The 16,885-nt window shown below is 36.9% G+C and carries 13 protein-coding genes; 8 read left to right on the plus strand and 5 right to left on the minus strand.

The window, feature by feature from the left end:
• Nucleotides 1-253 precede the first annotated feature (253 nt).
• The 4 genes from ES765_RS15360 (at nucleotide 254) to ES765_RS15375 (ending at nucleotide 2,940) form a co-directional block, all read left to right on the plus strand.
• Nucleotides 254-649: a hypothetical protein gene (locus ES765_RS15360; protein ID WP_138115194.1), complete on the plus strand. Its 396-nt coding sequence runs from the start codon at nucleotides 254-256 to the stop codon at nucleotides 647-649.
• Between the two features lie 254 nt (nucleotides 650-903).
• A complete protein-coding gene (locus tag ES765_RS15365) occupies nucleotides 904-1,467 on the plus strand; it encodes a TetR/AcrR family transcriptional regulator (protein WP_138115195.1) in 564 nt (187 codons plus the stop codon).
• Nucleotides 1,468-1,534: 67 nt separating this feature from the next.
• Nucleotides 1,535-2,101: a carboxymuconolactone decarboxylase family protein gene (locus ES765_RS15370; protein WP_138115196.1), complete on the plus strand. Its 567-nt coding sequence runs from the start codon at nucleotides 1,535-1,537 to the stop codon at nucleotides 2,099-2,101.
• Nucleotides 2,102-2,187: 86 nt separating this feature from the next.
• Nucleotides 2,188-2,940 (plus strand): haloacid dehalogenase type II, encoded by a 753-nt coding sequence (locus ES765_RS15375; RefSeq protein ID WP_138115197.1) that lies wholly within the window; start codon nucleotides 2,188-2,190, stop codon nucleotides 2,938-2,940.
• A 93-nt stretch (nucleotides 2,941-3,033) separates the two neighbouring features.
• Here ES765_RS15375 and ES765_RS15380 read toward each other — a convergent pair whose 3' ends face one another.
• Both ES765_RS15380 and ES765_RS15385 read right to left on the minus strand, forming a co-directional pair.
• Nucleotides 3,034-4,380, minus strand: coding sequence for a Gfo/Idh/MocA family protein (locus ES765_RS15380; RefSeq protein ID WP_138115198.1), 1,347 nt, complete (start codon nucleotides 4,378-4,380; stop codon nucleotides 3,034-3,036).
• Nucleotides 4,381-4,406: 26 nt separating this feature from the next.
• On the minus strand, nucleotides 4,407-5,381 hold the full coding sequence (locus tag ES765_RS15385) for a formylglycine-generating enzyme family protein (protein ID WP_138115199.1): 975 nt from the start codon (nucleotides 5,379-5,381) through the stop codon (nucleotides 4,407-4,409).
• 407 nt (nucleotides 5,382-5,788) lie between these two features.
• Here ES765_RS15385 and ES765_RS15390 point away from each other — a divergent pair, with 407 nt between their 5' ends.
• Entirely contained in the window at nucleotides 5,789-8,416 is a 2,628-nt protein-coding gene (locus ES765_RS15390) for an MGH1-like glycoside hydrolase domain-containing protein (RefSeq protein ID WP_138115200.1), read from the plus strand.
• A gap of 188 nt (nucleotides 8,417-8,604) precedes the next feature.
• Here ES765_RS15390 and ES765_RS15395 read toward each other — a convergent pair whose 3' ends face one another.
• The 3 genes from ES765_RS15395 to ES765_RS15405 form a co-directional block, all read right to left on the minus strand.
• Nucleotides 8,605-9,297 (minus strand): hypothetical protein, encoded by a 693-nt coding sequence (locus ES765_RS15395; RefSeq protein ID WP_138115201.1) that lies wholly within the window; start codon nucleotides 9,295-9,297, stop codon nucleotides 8,605-8,607.
• Nucleotides 9,298-9,409: 112 nt separating this feature from the next.
• Entirely contained in the window at nucleotides 9,410-12,226 is a 2,817-nt protein-coding gene (locus ES765_RS15400; RefSeq protein ID WP_138115202.1) for an Npt1/Npt2 family nucleotide transporter, read from the minus strand.
• A gap of 31 nt (nucleotides 12,227-12,257) precedes the next feature.
• On the minus strand, nucleotides 12,258-13,163 hold the full coding sequence (locus ES765_RS15405) for a serine hydrolase (RefSeq protein ID WP_138115203.1): 906 nt from the start codon (nucleotides 13,161-13,163) through the stop codon (nucleotides 12,258-12,260).
• Between the two features lie 266 nt (nucleotides 13,164-13,429).
• Between ES765_RS15405 and ES765_RS15410 the strand changes: the two genes are divergently transcribed.
• The 3 genes from ES765_RS15410 to ES765_RS15420 are packed head-to-tail and all read left to right on the plus strand — an operon-like array spanning nucleotide 13,430 to nucleotide 16,638.
• Nucleotides 13,430-14,491 carry a pyridoxal-phosphate dependent enzyme gene (locus tag ES765_RS15410; RefSeq protein ID WP_138115204.1) on the plus strand — a complete coding sequence of 354 codons (1,062 nt, stop codon included), beginning with the start codon at nucleotides 13,430-13,432 and terminating at the stop codon, nucleotides 14,489-14,491.
• 9 nt (nucleotides 14,492-14,500) lie between these two features.
• A complete protein-coding gene (locus tag ES765_RS15415) occupies nucleotides 14,501-15,574 on the plus strand; it encodes a DUF1611 domain-containing protein (protein ID WP_138115205.1) in 1,074 nt (357 codons plus the stop codon).
• Nucleotides 15,571-16,638 carry a mandelate racemase/muconate lactonizing enzyme family protein gene (locus ES765_RS15420; protein ID WP_138115206.1) on the plus strand — a complete coding sequence of 356 codons (1,068 nt, stop codon included), beginning with the start codon at nucleotides 15,571-15,573 and terminating at the stop codon, nucleotides 16,636-16,638. Before ES765_RS15415 ends, ES765_RS15420 begins: the two co-directional genes overlap by 4 nt.
• Nucleotides 16,639-16,885: the final 247 nt, after the last annotated feature.

A 16,885-nucleotide genomic window follows, 5' to 3' on the forward strand; every position in this document is an offset into this window, starting at 1 on the left:
AAGAGTTTTTGGTCATATTTACGATACCATAAATCAAGTACCGATTCCAAATATTGAAGTTAAAATTTCTGAATTTGTACGGCAAGGAACTTTTGCAGGAACGAACTATATTTTAAAAGGCTCTGTAGATTCGACCTCTACCAATGCTAATGGGAAGTATGACTTAACTTTTGAAATATCTGGGAAAGTAACGGTCTATGATATTGAAATTTCTTTGAGGGAGGGTTTTTATTTTAGTAGTATACGCAACTTTGTGAATGAGGAAAATATTGGTGGTTCAGAGGAAAGTAATTTTTATGCTACACAGGTATATCCCGTAAACCTGAAAATTAGTACAAACGAAGAATTTGAGGAAAGCATTATAATCTATACTCAGTTTTCAGGAGCTGTAACCGAACACTCGTCACATCAAACCAGTTCTGAACGAATAATTTTGCTTGATAAGAATCAGGCTAATCCAATAATTTTTAACGTTAATACTAGCAATCCACTTTTATCATTTGAAAAATTATTACCACCAACCAATTCAGAAATGAGTACTATGGTAGAAGTTGAATTATTTCAAGTAGATTATTTTGACAAACGCTATTATAAATTAGCATTGTCAAACGATACAAATGACCTCCTCCCGTTAAATTGGATAGTTTAACGGGAGGAGGTCAGTACAGATTTGGAAAGTGGTTCAAATCGTTGGTGAATTCTTCATTCGAAATAATCACCAACGATTGTTACACAAGTTTTTTTAACACCCTTTTCTGAAATCTAACCCAAAACATCCGTTACGCCATGTGTAGTCAAATAGTATGAACCATCTGGTTCTAAAACACTAGAATCCTTAAGCAAAAGTTAAATAGTTTTTAATTTCTAAACGATTGTTTAGCTTTGTGCTATGTTAAAATAGTAATGGCTAGAAGGAAAGAATATATAGAAGAAGAAGTTATCGAAAAGGCTATGAATTTATTCTGGAAAAATGGTTATGAAACTACCTCTATGCAAATGCTCGAAAAAGAGATGGGCATAAACAAGTTCTCTATTTACTCAAGTTTCGGCAATAAAAATGGTGTTTTTCTTGAAAGCATAAAATGCTATACGAAGAAGTTGAATAGACTATTGAGTAAGCTGAAAGCATCTGCAAATGGGATAGTAGGAATAAAGGAATATTTTTATGAGTTTATTGAATTCACTAAAGAGACAGAATTCGGTAAAGGTTGTTTGGTAACCAATACGGCAAATGAAATAGGAGAAGGTGCTGATGAACGAATAAAAAAAGTTTTAACTGAGTTTACAGAAGAGGTAAAACAGGTTTTCGCAAATTGCTTAAGACAAGATGCTAGTACAAATGAGGAAACTATTGAACAACAAGCAGATTTTCTATTGATATCAATGTTTGGACTATCATCTGCAACAAGAATTTTTACTAAAAAACAGCTTGATAATTATATAGAAAACATATTTAAGAACAGCTAACATTTTTTTTGACTTTAAACTAAACGATAGTTTAGTTATTTATTAATATGGATAATAATTAAAAATTATGAGTACAGTAAAACAACGAGAAGCATTGACAATTCACACTATTGATTCAGCTCCTGAAAAAAGTAAAGCATTACTTGAAAATTCTAAAAAGGCCTATGGGTATGTTCCCAATTTACATGGAACTTTAGCAGAAGTACCAGGATTGTTAGAAGCGTATCAATCTATACACGAGTTATTTGTGAACTCTTCCTTTAACAATGATGAACTTACGGTGGTTTGGCAGACTATTAATGTAGAACACGAATGCCACTACTGTGTGCCGGCACATTCTGCTATTGCAAAAGCAATGAAAGTAGATGATTTAATTACCGATGCATTGAGAAATAAAACTACAATGCCTTCTGCAAAGCTTCAAGCTTTGCACGAAATGACGTTGTCTGTTACTAGAAATCGCGGTAATGTATCACAAGAAGAAATAGATGATTTTTACACGGCAGGTTATACTCAAAGACATGTATTGGAAATCATTCTTGGCTTGTCGCAAAAGGTAATCAGTAATTATACCAATCATATTGCGGAAACACCATTGGACGAAGGTTTTCAAAATTTTGTTTGGAAAAAATAAGCGTATTGTTTTAACTATTAAGTGACAGAATTGAATGGCTTACTGCTAGTTTAGGAAAATAAAAACAGAAATAGCATATATTGAATATGGCGATAACAGAATCAAATGTTCCTAATGACGTGGAGAGTAAGGTAAACCTTACTATAAGTAGTAAAAAAAAAGTAAGACCTAAAGTCCTGTTTTTTGATGTTAATGAAACGCTGCTTGACCTTACCCAAATGAAAAAGAAGGTGGGTAATGCTTTAGGAGGAAGGGAAGACTTACTGTCCTTATGGTTTACGACCATGTTGCATTATTCTTTAGTTACCTCTGCAAGCGGACAGTATAAACCCTTTGGACATATAGGAGCTGCGGCTTTACAAATGGTAGCAGCAAATAATAATATTTCAATTACAGAAGATGACGCACGTAAAATTAGTATTGAGGCGATGCAAAATTTACCTGTACATATTGAAGTAAAAGGGGCTCTAACCAAATTGAAAAAGGAAGATTACAAATTAGTTGCATTTACCAATTCATCAAATGATGGTCTGAAAACCCAGTTTGAGAATGCAGGTTTAACAACATACTTTGACGAAAGACTAAGCGTTGAAGAGGTAGGTAAATTTAAACCCTTCACAGACACCTATGCTTGGGGTGCACAAAAGATGGATGTAAAACCATCAGAATGTATGCTCATTGCCGCTCACGGCTGGGATGTTGCAGGAGCACTTTGGGCAGGGTGGCGTGCTGCATTTATCAGGAGACCCGGACAACAATTATTCCCTTTGGCACCTATGCCTGAAATCGTAGCATCTGACTTAGAAAAAGTTGCAGATATCCTGATAGATTATAAATAAATATATCAGGATAAACTTTCTAAAATAGAGTAGTTCTCTAAAAGAACTACGTTCTGCAACGCATATTAATAGAAGCAATTTTATTTCTAATTTTTAACTCAAAACATCCGTTACTCCGGGTGAAGGAATAGGGTAGGCACCATCTGGTCCTGGAACACTTGGTGGTGTTGAATCCCATGTGAGCTCGCTAGGCATTAATAATTTTTCAGAAGCCATAGCATCCTCCCAGGTAATCACTTTTCCGGAGTAGGTTGCCATACGGCCCATAATTGCGGTCATTGTACTTTTTGCACCATTTTCAGTATTACTAATCACTTCCTTATTTCGTATAGAAGCAAATAATCGATCGTGCTCTACTTGGTACGGATTCGGGTCATTTCGATTACGGTAGTCGAATATTTTTTCTCCGTCCAATCCAATAATGCTTGCCGCACCGGCGTCATTCATGTCGATACTCCCTTTTGTTCCTTGAAAGTTTTCGCCAACTTTGGACCATGTTCCTGGTTGGTGACGACATTGACTAGCGATTACTGCACCACTGGGATACTTGAATTCCACAAAATGATGGTCAAAAATCTCACCATGGTCTTTTCCGGTACGCACCAATCTTCCGCCCATTCCTTGTGCAGATATAGGATACTCCCCAATAAACCAGTTGGCGACATCTATATTGTGAATATGTTGTTCTAAAATGTGATCTCCACAAAGCCAGTTAAAGTAATACCAATTACGCATTTGATACTCCAATTCTGTCTGGCCCTCTTGGCGTGGTCGTACCCAAACCCCACCGCTGTTCCAATACACTTGTCCCGATACTATTTTACCAACGTCACCTTGTTTTATTTTATCGGCAATGGCTAAATAATTATTTTGATAGTGGCGTTGCAGACCTACCACAACATTTAATTTTTTCTCTTTCGCAATTTTTGCCATTTCCAATACTTTTCGAATACCAGGTGCATCAGTAGCGACAGGTTTTTCCATGAATACATGCTTGCCAGCATTTATGGCATATTCAAAATGATAAGGCCTAAAACCCGGTGGCGTTGCTAGAATAATTACATCGGCTTGATCTATTGCTTTTTTATACGCATCTAATCCAACATATTTATGGACATCTTTTACATTCACTTTTTTAGTGCCTTCAAATTCTTTTTGCAGGTTGACCAGACTCTTGTCCAATTGATCTTGGAAAGCATCGGCCATGGCCACTAATTCTATGTTTGCATCTGCCTTTAAGGCCTGATTTGCGGCACCGCTACCACGACCACCACAACCGATTACAGCCAATTTTAATTTCTTATCATTTAAAACGTTGGCCATTGCGCTCATTTCCAATCCTGGTAATAGCATTCCTGCACCAACAAGTGCTGTGTTTTTACAAAATCCCCGTCTTGAATTCTCGGGCTTTAGGATAGTTTTGTTTTTAGAACTGTTCATACTACTTGGTTTTAAATGTTAGGAGACTATTCGCCCCAATATTTTTTAATCTCGATTTCATTCGGCACTTTAGGATCTCTAACTATTCGGAAGCCAACAAATGGGGCATCTGTATTCCACCATTTGCTTTTTGGAAATTGTGGATCTCTCATTATCCAATTTTCTGTAGAACCCAAACGGGCAGCGCTTCTTAAATATTCGGCATCGTCATAATAAGATCCGCCTCGTACAGAGCGTGGATAGGTCTCATTGCCAATTTCTAATGGTGATGCTGTAATTGCATCCCTTGTTTTATAAACTTCTGGGCAGTATTGGTCTAACGTCCATTCTGCAACATTACCATGCATATCATATAATCCCCAAGCATTAGGTTGTTTTTCGCCAACTTGGTGGTAGGTGTCATTACTATTTTCATAATGCCACCCATACTTGTCGAGTTCTTTTAGGTTATTGCCAAAATGGTAGGCGGTTTCGGTACCGGCACGTGCGCTATATTCCCATTCAGCTTCTGTAGGTAACCTATAAAAATGGCCTGTTTTTGCGGAAAGCCATTTGCAAAATTGAGAAGCGGCATAGTGTGTAACATTACCAACAGGCAAACCTGCGCTAGTACCCATTCCTAAACTCATATCAACATAGGGTAGGGTAGCACCTGAAATAGCATCTATGGCTATATCTAAGTCAGTAGCTTTAGAACGTGTCTCTAAACTATCAATGGACCTATTTACGAAAAGATTATAGAGCTCCCAGGTAATTTCATACGTCGCCATCCAAAACTTATCTAGTTTTACATTATGTATGGGGCCTTCGTCGGTATTCCTATTTTCTTCAGATGCTGGACTTCCCATCGAAAAACTCCCTGAAGGAATGGCAGTCATTTCGATCACCAAGTTCGAACCGCCAATAGTTTGAATGAAATTTTGTGATTTTTCCGCTTGTGAAAAAGATTGGTTGAAGAAGACAATAAATAGTAGGGTTAGGAGGTGGTTTGTAATTTTCATTACTTAAATATATGATTTTTTTACGATAAATAATTAGGCACATGCTCTAGGTGCTATTAAGGTAAAACCCTATAAATTCTTATCAGGACTACTTATAAGTTATTTGAATGTCTAAATTTTTACGAATAAGATAACTGATAAAAATGTACAAGCACTCTTTTAAACCTGTTTATGAAAGGAAAATAATTGGTTATAAGTCGATTATAGAACCTACGCACTAGTATTGATTAGGTAATACAGCTCATTTACCTGTACAGTTTGACAATCAAATGTGGTTACTTGTAGTATTTTTGCAGATATTTTGAAAAGGATATAATAAATTGCTCAACTTTTTGAAGTCCTAACGTGTAACTGTTAACGGGAATTGAGATTGAAATTTTTTAATAGAAATAATTCATTTAGACTGTATGGTCAATAAAAATGCTGAGGAAGAACGATTAGCCGTTGAGGATAATTATAAAAATTGGAAACGATGGGGACCTTATCTAGCAGAAAGACAATGGGGAACGGTACGGGAAGATTATAGTGCCAATGGACACGCATGGGATTTTGTGGGTCATGATAAGGCACGAAGTAATGCGTATAGATGGGGCGAAGAAGGTATTGGTGGATTTTGCGATTCTAGAGAAATTCTTTGTTTGGCACCTGCTTTTTGGAATGGGAAAGATCCAATTTTAAAAGAACGGTTATTTGGTCTCACCAATGACGAGGGTAATCATGGCGAAGATGTTAAAGAACTCTATTTTCATCAAGTATCTACACCAACACATTCTTATGCCAAGTATTTATATAAGTATCCGCATAAGAAATTTCCATATGCGGAACTCCTCAAGAATAATAAAGATAGGGGTAGAGAAGACTCTGAGTTTGAACTTTTGGATACTAAAGCTTTTGCCAATAACACCTATTTCGATTGCTTTATAGAATATGCCAAAGAAGATATTGGTGATATTTTAATGAAAGTAACGGTAGTCAATAGAGGGCCGAGAGCAGCTACTATTCACGTATTGCCACATCTTTGGTTTCGTAATTTTTGGAAGCACAACGATCGTTTTGAGCGTCCAGAGATGAAATCGATATCAAATAATGCTGTACAATCTAGAAGTACAAGAAACGGTAGGTACTATTTTTATCATGAACATGGGGAGCAGCTATTTTGCGAAAACGAGACCAATAATGAGCGTATTTATGATGTTCCCAATGAAGTCGATTATGTAAAAGACGGTATTAATGATCACGTAGTGAATGGTTTAGATTCGGTAAACCCAGATAAGAAAGGTTCGAAATTTGCGGTTTGGCATGAATTAAGGCTGAAATCTGGCGAAGAAAAAACGATAAAAGTACGCTTAAGTAAGAAAAAGAATAAAGATCCATTTAGTGATTACGATGCCATTTTTGATAAAAGAATTGCGGAGTGTGAGGAGTTTTATAGTACTATCTTAAAGAAAGAGTTGCCGCAGGAACAGCAGGAAATAGCTAGAAAAGCATTTTCTGGCCTTTTATGGACCAAACAGTTTTATTATTATGATGTCTATAAATGGTTGTTTGGTGGTGATGGAGAAGCCAAACCTTATCGTGCCGATTCACGTAACGCTCATTGGGAACATCTTACCAATCGCCATATAATTTCAATGCCAGATAAATGGGAGTATCCATGGTATGCCGCTTGGGATTTAGCTTTTCATATGGTATCTTTTGTAGAAATAGACCCTTATTTTGCCAAAGAGCAATTGCTTTTAGTATTGCGAGAAGGCTATATGCACCCTAACGGTCAGATACCTGCATACGAATGGAATTTTAGCGATGTGAATCCGCCTGTGCATTCATGGGCAGTTTGGAGTGTGTATGAAAAAGATAAAAAACGCACGGGAGTTGGTGATACAAAATTCCTAGAAAAAGCGTATCAAAAGTTACTTGTCAATTTTACGTGGTGGGTAAACCAAAAAGATAAAAATGGGATCAACCTTTTTGAAGGTGGGTTTTTAGGGCTGGATAATATTGGGGTCTTTGACCGTAACCATATGCCAGAGGGTATCACGCGTATGCAACAGGCAGATGCTACAAGTTGGATGGCCATGTTTACGTTGAATATGCTACGCATGACCTTAGAGCTAGCAAACACTAATTCTATTTATGAAGATAGTGTTGCAAAATTTTTTAAGCATTTCTTGAACATCGCTTGGGCCATGCATCATATAGGGAAAAAGGAAATTTCTTTGTGGGATGATGAAGATGATTTTTATTATGATGTAGTAGAAATGTCAAATGGTACAACAAATCGTTTAAAAGTACGGTCGTTGGTAGGTATTATACCCTTGTTTGCAGTAGAAATTATTCATAAAGATTTATTTGAAGAATTAAAGCATTTTAAAGTAAGAGCAGCTGAAATTGTACGAACACGCCCTGATTTAGCTTCGTTGGTTTCCAATATTGAAGAGTTCAATGCCGATGGAAATTATTTGTTTTCCATTATGCGAGGATTTAGGTTGGAGAAATTACTTCAAAGATTATTAGATGAGAATGAGTTCCTTTCTGAATTCGGAATCCGTTCTCTTTCAAAATACCATGAAGAGCATCCGTTTGTATTTCAACATAATGGGCACCACCAGATACAATATGAATCTGGTGAAAGTCGTTCAAATATGTTCGGGGGCAATTCTAACTGGCGAGGTCCGATTTGGATGCCACTGAACTATATGATTATTCAATCGCTTAGAAAGTATTACCTGTTTTATGGAAAGCAATATGTGTATGAATTCCCTACAGGATCTGGTAATAAATTAAACTTAAATGAGATAGCAAACGAGCTTTCAAAACGGTTGATAAAACTCTTTCAACCCAATGCAGAAGGTAAATTCCAATACCACTCTGATGATGCAAATAAGGTATTCACCAAAGATGAGCAGTTTAAGAATCAGCACTTCTTTTATGAGTTTTTTGATGGGGATTCAGGTAAAGGTCTTGGAGCTTCTCACCAAACAGGCTGGACCGCTTTAATTGCCAACTTAATTGTGGAATTGGAAGAAAATAGTTAACCTAAAGAACCAAGTTTTTTTGAAATAACCCATTGAGTATTTTTAGATTAGTTAATAAAAATGTCAGTTCGAGTGCTCATTTTCTAATTTTTTATTAGAAAATGAGTGTATCGATAACTTTTTAGGGTCTAAAAAGATTTTGGACATCTGACCGTCCGGCAGGCGAGTATGTTTTTTGCTTTTAATATTTATTCAGGTGGATCATCGGCATGGGTTTCTGCTTCAAAAGAATCCACATATTTCAAATCTTTGAACCAATAGTGGGAAGAAATTACATCGGCCATCAATTCTCCCAATTCATTTTTTACCAGTTTTAGTTGCCAAAGTATATCCTTAGCTTCAGGAAATGTATCACTGTCAATTTTATCATCAAAAAGCCTATGGATGACATTGTTATCGGGTAAACCGCCAACCAATAAGCGTACTAAGGTTGCTTCTGGATAACTGTCAAAAATTGCCAAACTGTTCTTTGCTGTTTCTTTTATACATACTTGAAATGATACAGCTTCTGGATGAGGGAACTTGCTTTCAAATGCAGCATATAACAGTTGATGTACTGCAAAAAAATCTTCATGTAGCGATAGGTCTGCGTATTCTTCCCATAACTTTTCTTCCAATATTTCATTTGAAATATTTTCGATTTGACCCTTGTTGAGTTTGTTACCAAAAACATAAGTGAGTACAATTTTTGCAGCCTCATCTGGGGCATTATCCGTAAGGGACATCAAGCACATATCTTTAATTTCTGCTTTATCTAAACCTGAAGGATTGTCAAAATCCATTAGCTCTAATAAATCAAGATACTTGGCTTCCGTCCAATAACCAGGCAATTCGGTTATAGTTTTAAATTGAAGGCGAGTAACAATAAATGATTTTTTCATCGGGGTAGGTAATACAGGGTTAAAAGCATTTTCTTTTTTTTAAATAAACTTTAATTGCGTGCATATAAGTTACATGAGATTTAAAAGTATAGGAAATTATACGCATTCAGCGTTACGGTTTACTTAGTGCCGTATACGCATCCTTTGCAAAACTTTTTACTTTTGGGTCGGCATCATTGAGGTGATTTTCGACAAGGGTTAAATACCGAGGCTCTTTTTGCTGTGCAATAAGATATAGTACCGCCAATTTAATTTTCAAATCATTACCCTGCAATAGCAAGTTAAAACATTCGAATTCTGAAGGTATCTTATGTTTTATTTTTTGAAGTTCTTCTTCAGAAGACACATCAAGGGCAGACTCTTCGATTATAGGTAACAGTTTACGTTTAAGCTCACCTGTAAGAAGATTGTCTAGAAATTCTATGGCATTGTGTTGTGCTTCTTGTTTATGACTTAAGAGGCCTTCATAAGCTATAGCTACATCTTTCTGTTGGTATCGCAAGCCAAGTAACTTGAAAATACGTTCCAAGCCAGAATCTAACCTGCGTTCCAACAACTCTAAAAGGCTAGTACGCGCATCGCGTTCTGCATCTCCAATTTCTTTTTTGGACTTGTTCCTGTTTCGATAGGAAATTATAATTTGGGTATGCATCGAAGATAAAGTTTGATGATGCAGCTTACATTCATCAAAAATAACAGATACGACTTTGTAGCGATTGAATTTTAAGTGTGGATGCGTTGAACGAATTACGCTTAATGCGCGTACTACTTCTAAACGTACCGTTAGGTCATTATCGGTTAATACTAATAATAGTTGATTAATAGCTTCCTTTGAGTTAAAAGATTGCATGGCCATAGGTATCAAACGTATGATGGGTAAGGGTTGTAGCCTTTCCTCAACGTTTTTACGCAACAAGGGTATAATTGGAGGGCCATATTGTTTAAACGCTGACAATACAACCGGTCTAAATTTCTTTTGTTCCAAATATGGAATAATATGTTGGCCTAATGTAAAGTCCATTGTATTGCCAATAGCTCTAATAGTGGTCATTACAATCTCATCATTCGGATGCGTTAAAAAGTTGATGAGAGCTGAATTGAATAGTGGCATATTTGCAACGCCCAATAGTTCTATGATAGCTGTTAGATATGTTTTACTATCCTGATTTATTTCAATATGGTCGAGCGATTTTGAAATACGTTCAAGTAATGAATAGCGTTGTTTCAAGGAGTAATTATTTTTTGCTTCTCGTGCTAAACAAAACAATGCGGCCAAAGCAATTCGTTCATTTGCATGATCTAAGTAAGAATCGAATACAAAAGATTTATCCTTATAGGCAAAACTCAAAATGTAGGCCAAGGTGGCAATGGTCAATTCCCTATCATCAATTTTTAAAAGTTCAGAAACTTCGGCCGTCATACTTTGTCCGTTGAGAAAGTATAAATTTTGAATGGCCGATATTTTCACTTTGTTACTTGGGTGCTCCAATAATAATTCTACGTCATCTGCAAAACGTTTATCATTGATTTCCATCAATTTGTCTAGCATAAAAAGAATTTGTTCATCGCTTCCGTTTTTAAAAACTGTACGCATTCCTGCTACTACAGATGTTTTAGACGTGGTAATTTTTTTGGTCTTTTTGAAAGAATCAGTTAATACTTCTAGGTTGGTTCTAAAGGTTTTGTAGTATTCGATACGGACTTTATAAATGAAGTAGAGCCATAGGCAAACAAGTACTATGATTAGAACACCAATGTAAAATGATGGGAGGTTAAGGCCTCGAACCACAAAAATTAAAAGACAACCAGCAATACCGGTCGCCAAGCTATCGACAACGACATCGATAAAAGATTTTGTTTTATTCTTTAATTCGAAAGGCAACGGTAGCGTCAATAGTTCAGAAGCACTTTTGTGAATCGACTGTTTTAGAACTCCATCCATAGCTTTAATTACTACTACCGCAGAAAGCTCTGGTAACAGTAGAAATAGAATGCTACCACCAAATATGCCTATAGGTAAGAGTAATAGGGAAAAGCCTACGCCCCAAATACCAACGATTCTATGGGTAAAGAATAACTGAATTACTAGCGACAATAAGTTAAATGTCGAAAACCAAAAGGCGAAGAAGGAGGTAAGCTCATCAGCATCGGGTATCGCTGAAGATGCAAAATCACTAAATAGATAATCGACCAATTTGGCCACCACAACACTAACGGCTACAATGCTAGCAATATAGGTGAGGTGTTTCGACTGTAATATAAGCTTCAGAGGAGGCTCTGTCATGTTGACCGGACTCTTTTGTTTTATGAAAGTCCCATTCTTTTTTACACGAACATGCCATATTTTTCGCAGTAATGGAATACAGAAGAATAGGAGGAGAGCAGCAACGAACATGAGGTTTTCATTACCGATTAATGGCGCAAGGATAGAGGTGAGGTATCCACCAATAATTCCACCTAAAATAGCACCAGAGCCTATAAAGCCAAATAACCTTTTGGCTTCTCGTATGCTAAACACCAAATTGGCCAAAACCCAAAATTGAGATGCGGATAATACAGCATATATTGCCACCCAGATATAGAAAAAATAAAGTAAAACTCCGCTGACTACCTGCAAGGATAAAAGAATTCCTAAGCCAATAAGAATGATAATAGAGCTAATGATAGTGACCTCAATAACCTTTTTAAGGGAAAATCTAGAAACGGCTTTCGAATAAAAATAGGAGCTGGTAATTGCTGTAACGGCAACTAATAAAAAAGCAAATGGTAATTGCTGTATGCCTAACTCAGAAAGAAAAAGCGCATTTACGGTTGGTTTTATAATCAGTAATACGGCAATAACCAAAAAGATGTAGGCGAGCATCCAAAGTGAAACTTTGAACTCACCTTCCCGTACATCAAATATTTTTTTTATAAGTTTTTCTACCATCAAGGAATGGAACTAAAATCTTTTCCTAGACCTAAAGTACAGGCTTTTTTAGGACCTTTTCTATTGGTTTTACTAAATCTCTAATAATTTGCTCTCCGTTGGCATCATCAATCAATGCGACGAGTATGTATCTTCTGTTGCTATCCTTACCCCACACCAATATAGAGTCTGAATGATAGGTTCTCCACGAGCCAGATTTTCTGAACAGTCTTGCATTAGGTGCGATTTGGTCTAACGTATTTACGAATTTATGGTGTAGTTCTGGGTCTTCCATAATGTCTAACATTTGCATAGACCTTTTTTGGTTCACCAACTTTCCATTCGCTAAAAGGTAATAATACCTACAAACCTGTGTTACCGTTGCGGCATGGCTTAAATTTTTCAAAGGCTCACGGTTGGTGTCTCCTCCTCCACCATAACGCTTACCTACCCAGAGTCCGCCGCCTTTATGTTCGTCATAAAACGCATATTTAGGATCGGTCATGACAGCTTCTATTTTTTCATACCCCACCCGGTCTATCATTCGAGTCGAAGCAGCATTGTCAGATTTGCTGATCATTAAGCGCATATCTTTTTTGACCTCGGCGGTCTCTTTCAACGCTCCCTTTTCAATAGCATCCATAGCAGCTAATAGAATCGCTATTTTGGGTAAACTTGCAGCATACATCATATGGTTGCCGTTAACACGCGCAAACCGTACTTTTTCGGGATTGCTTAAGTCAACTAAACCTACTGCCATTTTCTTTTGTATGATTAGCTGGTTCCATTCAGGGTGTGAAGCCAATTCATCACGTAAGTTGGTCTGTAATGAGCTATCTAAAAGTTTCTGTAGGGGTTTTATTTTTGAATTATCCATTTTTAATGGAAGCTCATCCTGCGCATTTATGACATAGCAAACGAGGAATGATAAAAGTAGAAAGAATCGATTTGGTTTCATTGATGTATACATATTTTAAAATGTAGCCAAAATTAGTTAATGGACTGATTAGCCCTGTGTTAATTTTTATCTGTATTGAAATTTTAATTTGTTCAACAAAGACGCCATTTCTCCTTGATTAGTATGAAATCCTATGTTAAAATTTTAAATTATTTCGAATAAAAGAGTACCTATGTATCTACTTTTTTAGTGGAAAAGCACCTCGAAATAAAAAATAAAAATAATATTAAAAACTGTATATTCAGTAATGGAACACAAGCATAACTATGAATCTTAAAGATGGCGTTAAAACAGCTGAAAACAAAGTGTCTAATGAGGCAAGGAGGCTTAGCGATATAGTGAAGGATACTTCAAAATCGTTGGTCGATAGGTTAGAGTGTTTTGAGGATATTATAAGTTTAGAGGTAGGGGATACCGGGTTGAGCCGAGCAAAAACGCTAGAGCGAGAATTTGATGTGCGACAATTGTATTTAAAATATGAAGGCGATAACCCGACTGGAACCCAAAAAGACAGAATCGCATTTGCTCAACTTTATGATGCACTACGTAGAGAGTTTAAAGTGGTTAGTTTGGCTACTTGTGGTAATTATGGCGTGGCAATGGCATTGGCGGCAGATTTAGCGGGTATAGCGTGTAAAATATTTATACCGGAAACATACCATACGGACCGTATCACTGAAATGGGAACTTTACATGCTGAAATTATTAGAATTCCGGGTAGTTATGAAGATGTTGTAACGGAAAGCTCAAAACTAGCGAACGAACATGGGTGGTATGATGCGAACCCTGGTGGTGCCAATACACCTTTGCAAATTTCGGCATATGCACAGATTGCTCAAGAGATTTTTGAAGATTTAGGCGATGCTCCAAAATATTGTGCCGTTCCGGTTTCTAACGGTACTTTGTTCGCGGGGATTTACAGGGGTTTTGTTAACCTATTTAAGAGAGGGAAAACATCTCGTATTCCTAAAATGATAGCGGCATCTTCTTCACATAAAAACCCGATAGTAGAATCGTTTTTATTAGGATTGGATCATTGCAAAGATTTAAACCCTGCAGCAATCAAAGAAACGAAGTACAACGAACCATTGATAAATTGGCATAGCTTTGATGGGGAAGAGGCATTGTATGCTTTACGAGAGTCTGAGGGTGAAGCATTTAATATAAGTGACAAAAAACTAAAGGAGATGACTTCCTTATTAAGTAAAAAAGAAGGTTTTAGAATTCTGCCTGCTTCAACAGCAGGACTCATAGGACTTTTAGAATTAGATGAAAAATTAAATTTTGAACCGGATCGTTTTGTTGCCGTGCTCACTGCAAAAAATTAATATAAATAGATGAAAAAAGTTATTGACGGTAAGGCTCTTGTGTATTGTGAAGGTGCTTTTAATACCCCAAATGGTAAAACGGCCCATGGCCTAGTTCGTTTTACGGAACGATATGAAATTATAGGTGTGCTTGATGAAAAATATGCGGGTTTAGATGCCGGTAATGTTCTCGATGGTAGACCGAACGGGATTCCTGTTTTTAAGGATATGGAATCTGCCGTTACAGCTCTAAAGGCAAGCGATACTATGCCCACGTATTTGGTGATAGGTCTTGCCCCTGATGGCGGTAGATTACCGAAAGAGGCAAAAGCAACTATAAAAGAAGCATTACAGCATGGGTGGAACGTTGATAGTGGCTTGCATGATTTCTTGACCAATGACCCCGAATTGGTCGATTTGGCTAAACAGAAAAATGTAAAAATTAGGGATATTCGAAAAACTCCAGACCGTGACCAACTTCACTTTTTTACAGGAGCTATTGAAAAGGTTGACTGTCTAAAATTAGCCATTCTTGGAACAGATTCCGCTTTAGGTAAACGTACAACAGCTTGGATTTTGGTTCATGGTTTTAGAAAAGCGGGAAAAAAATCTGAGATGATTGGGACAGGTCAGACGGGTTGGATGCAAGGTGCCAAATACAGCATGGTAATGGATAGCTGTATCAATGATTTTGTATCTGGCGAAATTGAACATGCCGTAGTTAGTGCATGGAAAAATGAAGACCCAGATGTTATTGTTATAGAAGGGCAGGGAAGTTTAATGAATCCTGCTTATCCGGGTGGATTCGAAATTCTGGCTGCTGGTAGACCAGATTATGTCATTTTGCAACATGCGCCTAAACGATTGGAGTATGATGGCTTTCCAGGATATAAAATGCATTCTCTAGAAGAGCAAATTAATGCCATACAAGTCATATCAGGAAAAGAAGTTATTGCCATAACTGTAAATCACGAAGGGATGGAGAAAGACGATATTTTAGAGGTATGTAAGGCCATCACCTTAGAAACTAAATTACCTGCATTTGACGTGCTGGAATATGGAGCAGAAGATTTAATAGCACTTTTAATGTCTAAAATTAAATGAAAATAACCAATATTTCCTTTGAGCGTTTAGATCTAAAATTATCTGATCCATATACGATTGCCTACGAGACGATAGACCGTACGAGCAATTTCATTTTAAAAGTTGAAACGGATGGTAAAATTATAGGCTATGGTTGTGCAGCACCTGACCCGGTAGTTACCAACGAATCACCTGGTGACGTTACGTACGCCATCAAGAATATAATTATACCCTATTTAAAAGGTAAAGATCCCTTTACGTATGCCTTGCTTTTATTAGAATTAAAAGAGTTGTTAGGTAAAAGATCCTCGGCATTGGCAATGGTAGATTTAGCCCTGTTCGATATAGTTTCAAAGAAAGCTGGGGTTCCTTTATATAAGTTTTTAGGGGGATTCCGTACGCACATAGCTACCAGTATTACCATTGGTATCATGGGGTTGGACGAAACCTTGGCGTATGCGAGTGAATTCATAAAACAAGGGTTTACCATATTAAAAATTAAAGGAGGTTCAAATCTTGAAGAAGACATTGCTAAAATGAGGTCTGTTCATGAAAAATATCCGAACATCGAATTAAGGTTCGATGGTAACCAAGGATACTCGGTAAAAGAATCGGTAGATTTTGTTAAGGCGACCTCGGCAATCGGAATTGAGATTTTTGAACAGCCGACAAAAATTGAGGCAGAAGAGCGGTTAGGTGAAGTTACTGGTCAAGTAAGTATTCCTGTAATGGCAGATGAAAGTTTAAAAACATTGACCGATGCATTTCGCTTGGCACAGAATGAACGTGTTGATATGGTTAATATTAAGCTACAAAAGGTCGGTGGTATTTGGGTAGGTATGCATATCAATTCGGTGGCGAAGGCTGCAAAATTAGATGCCATGGTAGGTTGTATAGATGAGTGTGGATTAGGTATTGCTGCTGGGTTACACTTTGCCCTATCAAGACCGAATATTGTGTATGCTGACTTGGATGGTCATTTAGATATTATCGATGATCCGTTTCACAATATTTTTAAATTGGAAAAAGGAATCTTATATCCAACAGAAAAATATGGTTTAGGTTTTTCTGAGGCTAATTTCTAACGTAATGAACCAATCCTGTCCTAAACGTTTTCAAGAATGAATAACTTTACTGTTTTCATTGACCTAAAGCTACCGTTTTGGTTTTTTTCAGAATAGAACCCCCTGTACGATATTTTGTTTAGGCGGCGGATGGTCTTGAAAAGGGTGGTCGAGCCATTTTTGGAGGTCTACCTTAACAAAAAGGTTGAGTCTTATAAAAGCGACCAGATTTGATAAGTACCATTTGTATTTTGCCATAGCTTTCAGT

The organism is Maribacter sp. ACAM166 (assembly GCF_005771495.1).
Classification (GTDB): Bacteria; Bacteroidota; Bacteroidia; order Flavobacteriales; family Flavobacteriaceae; genus Maribacter.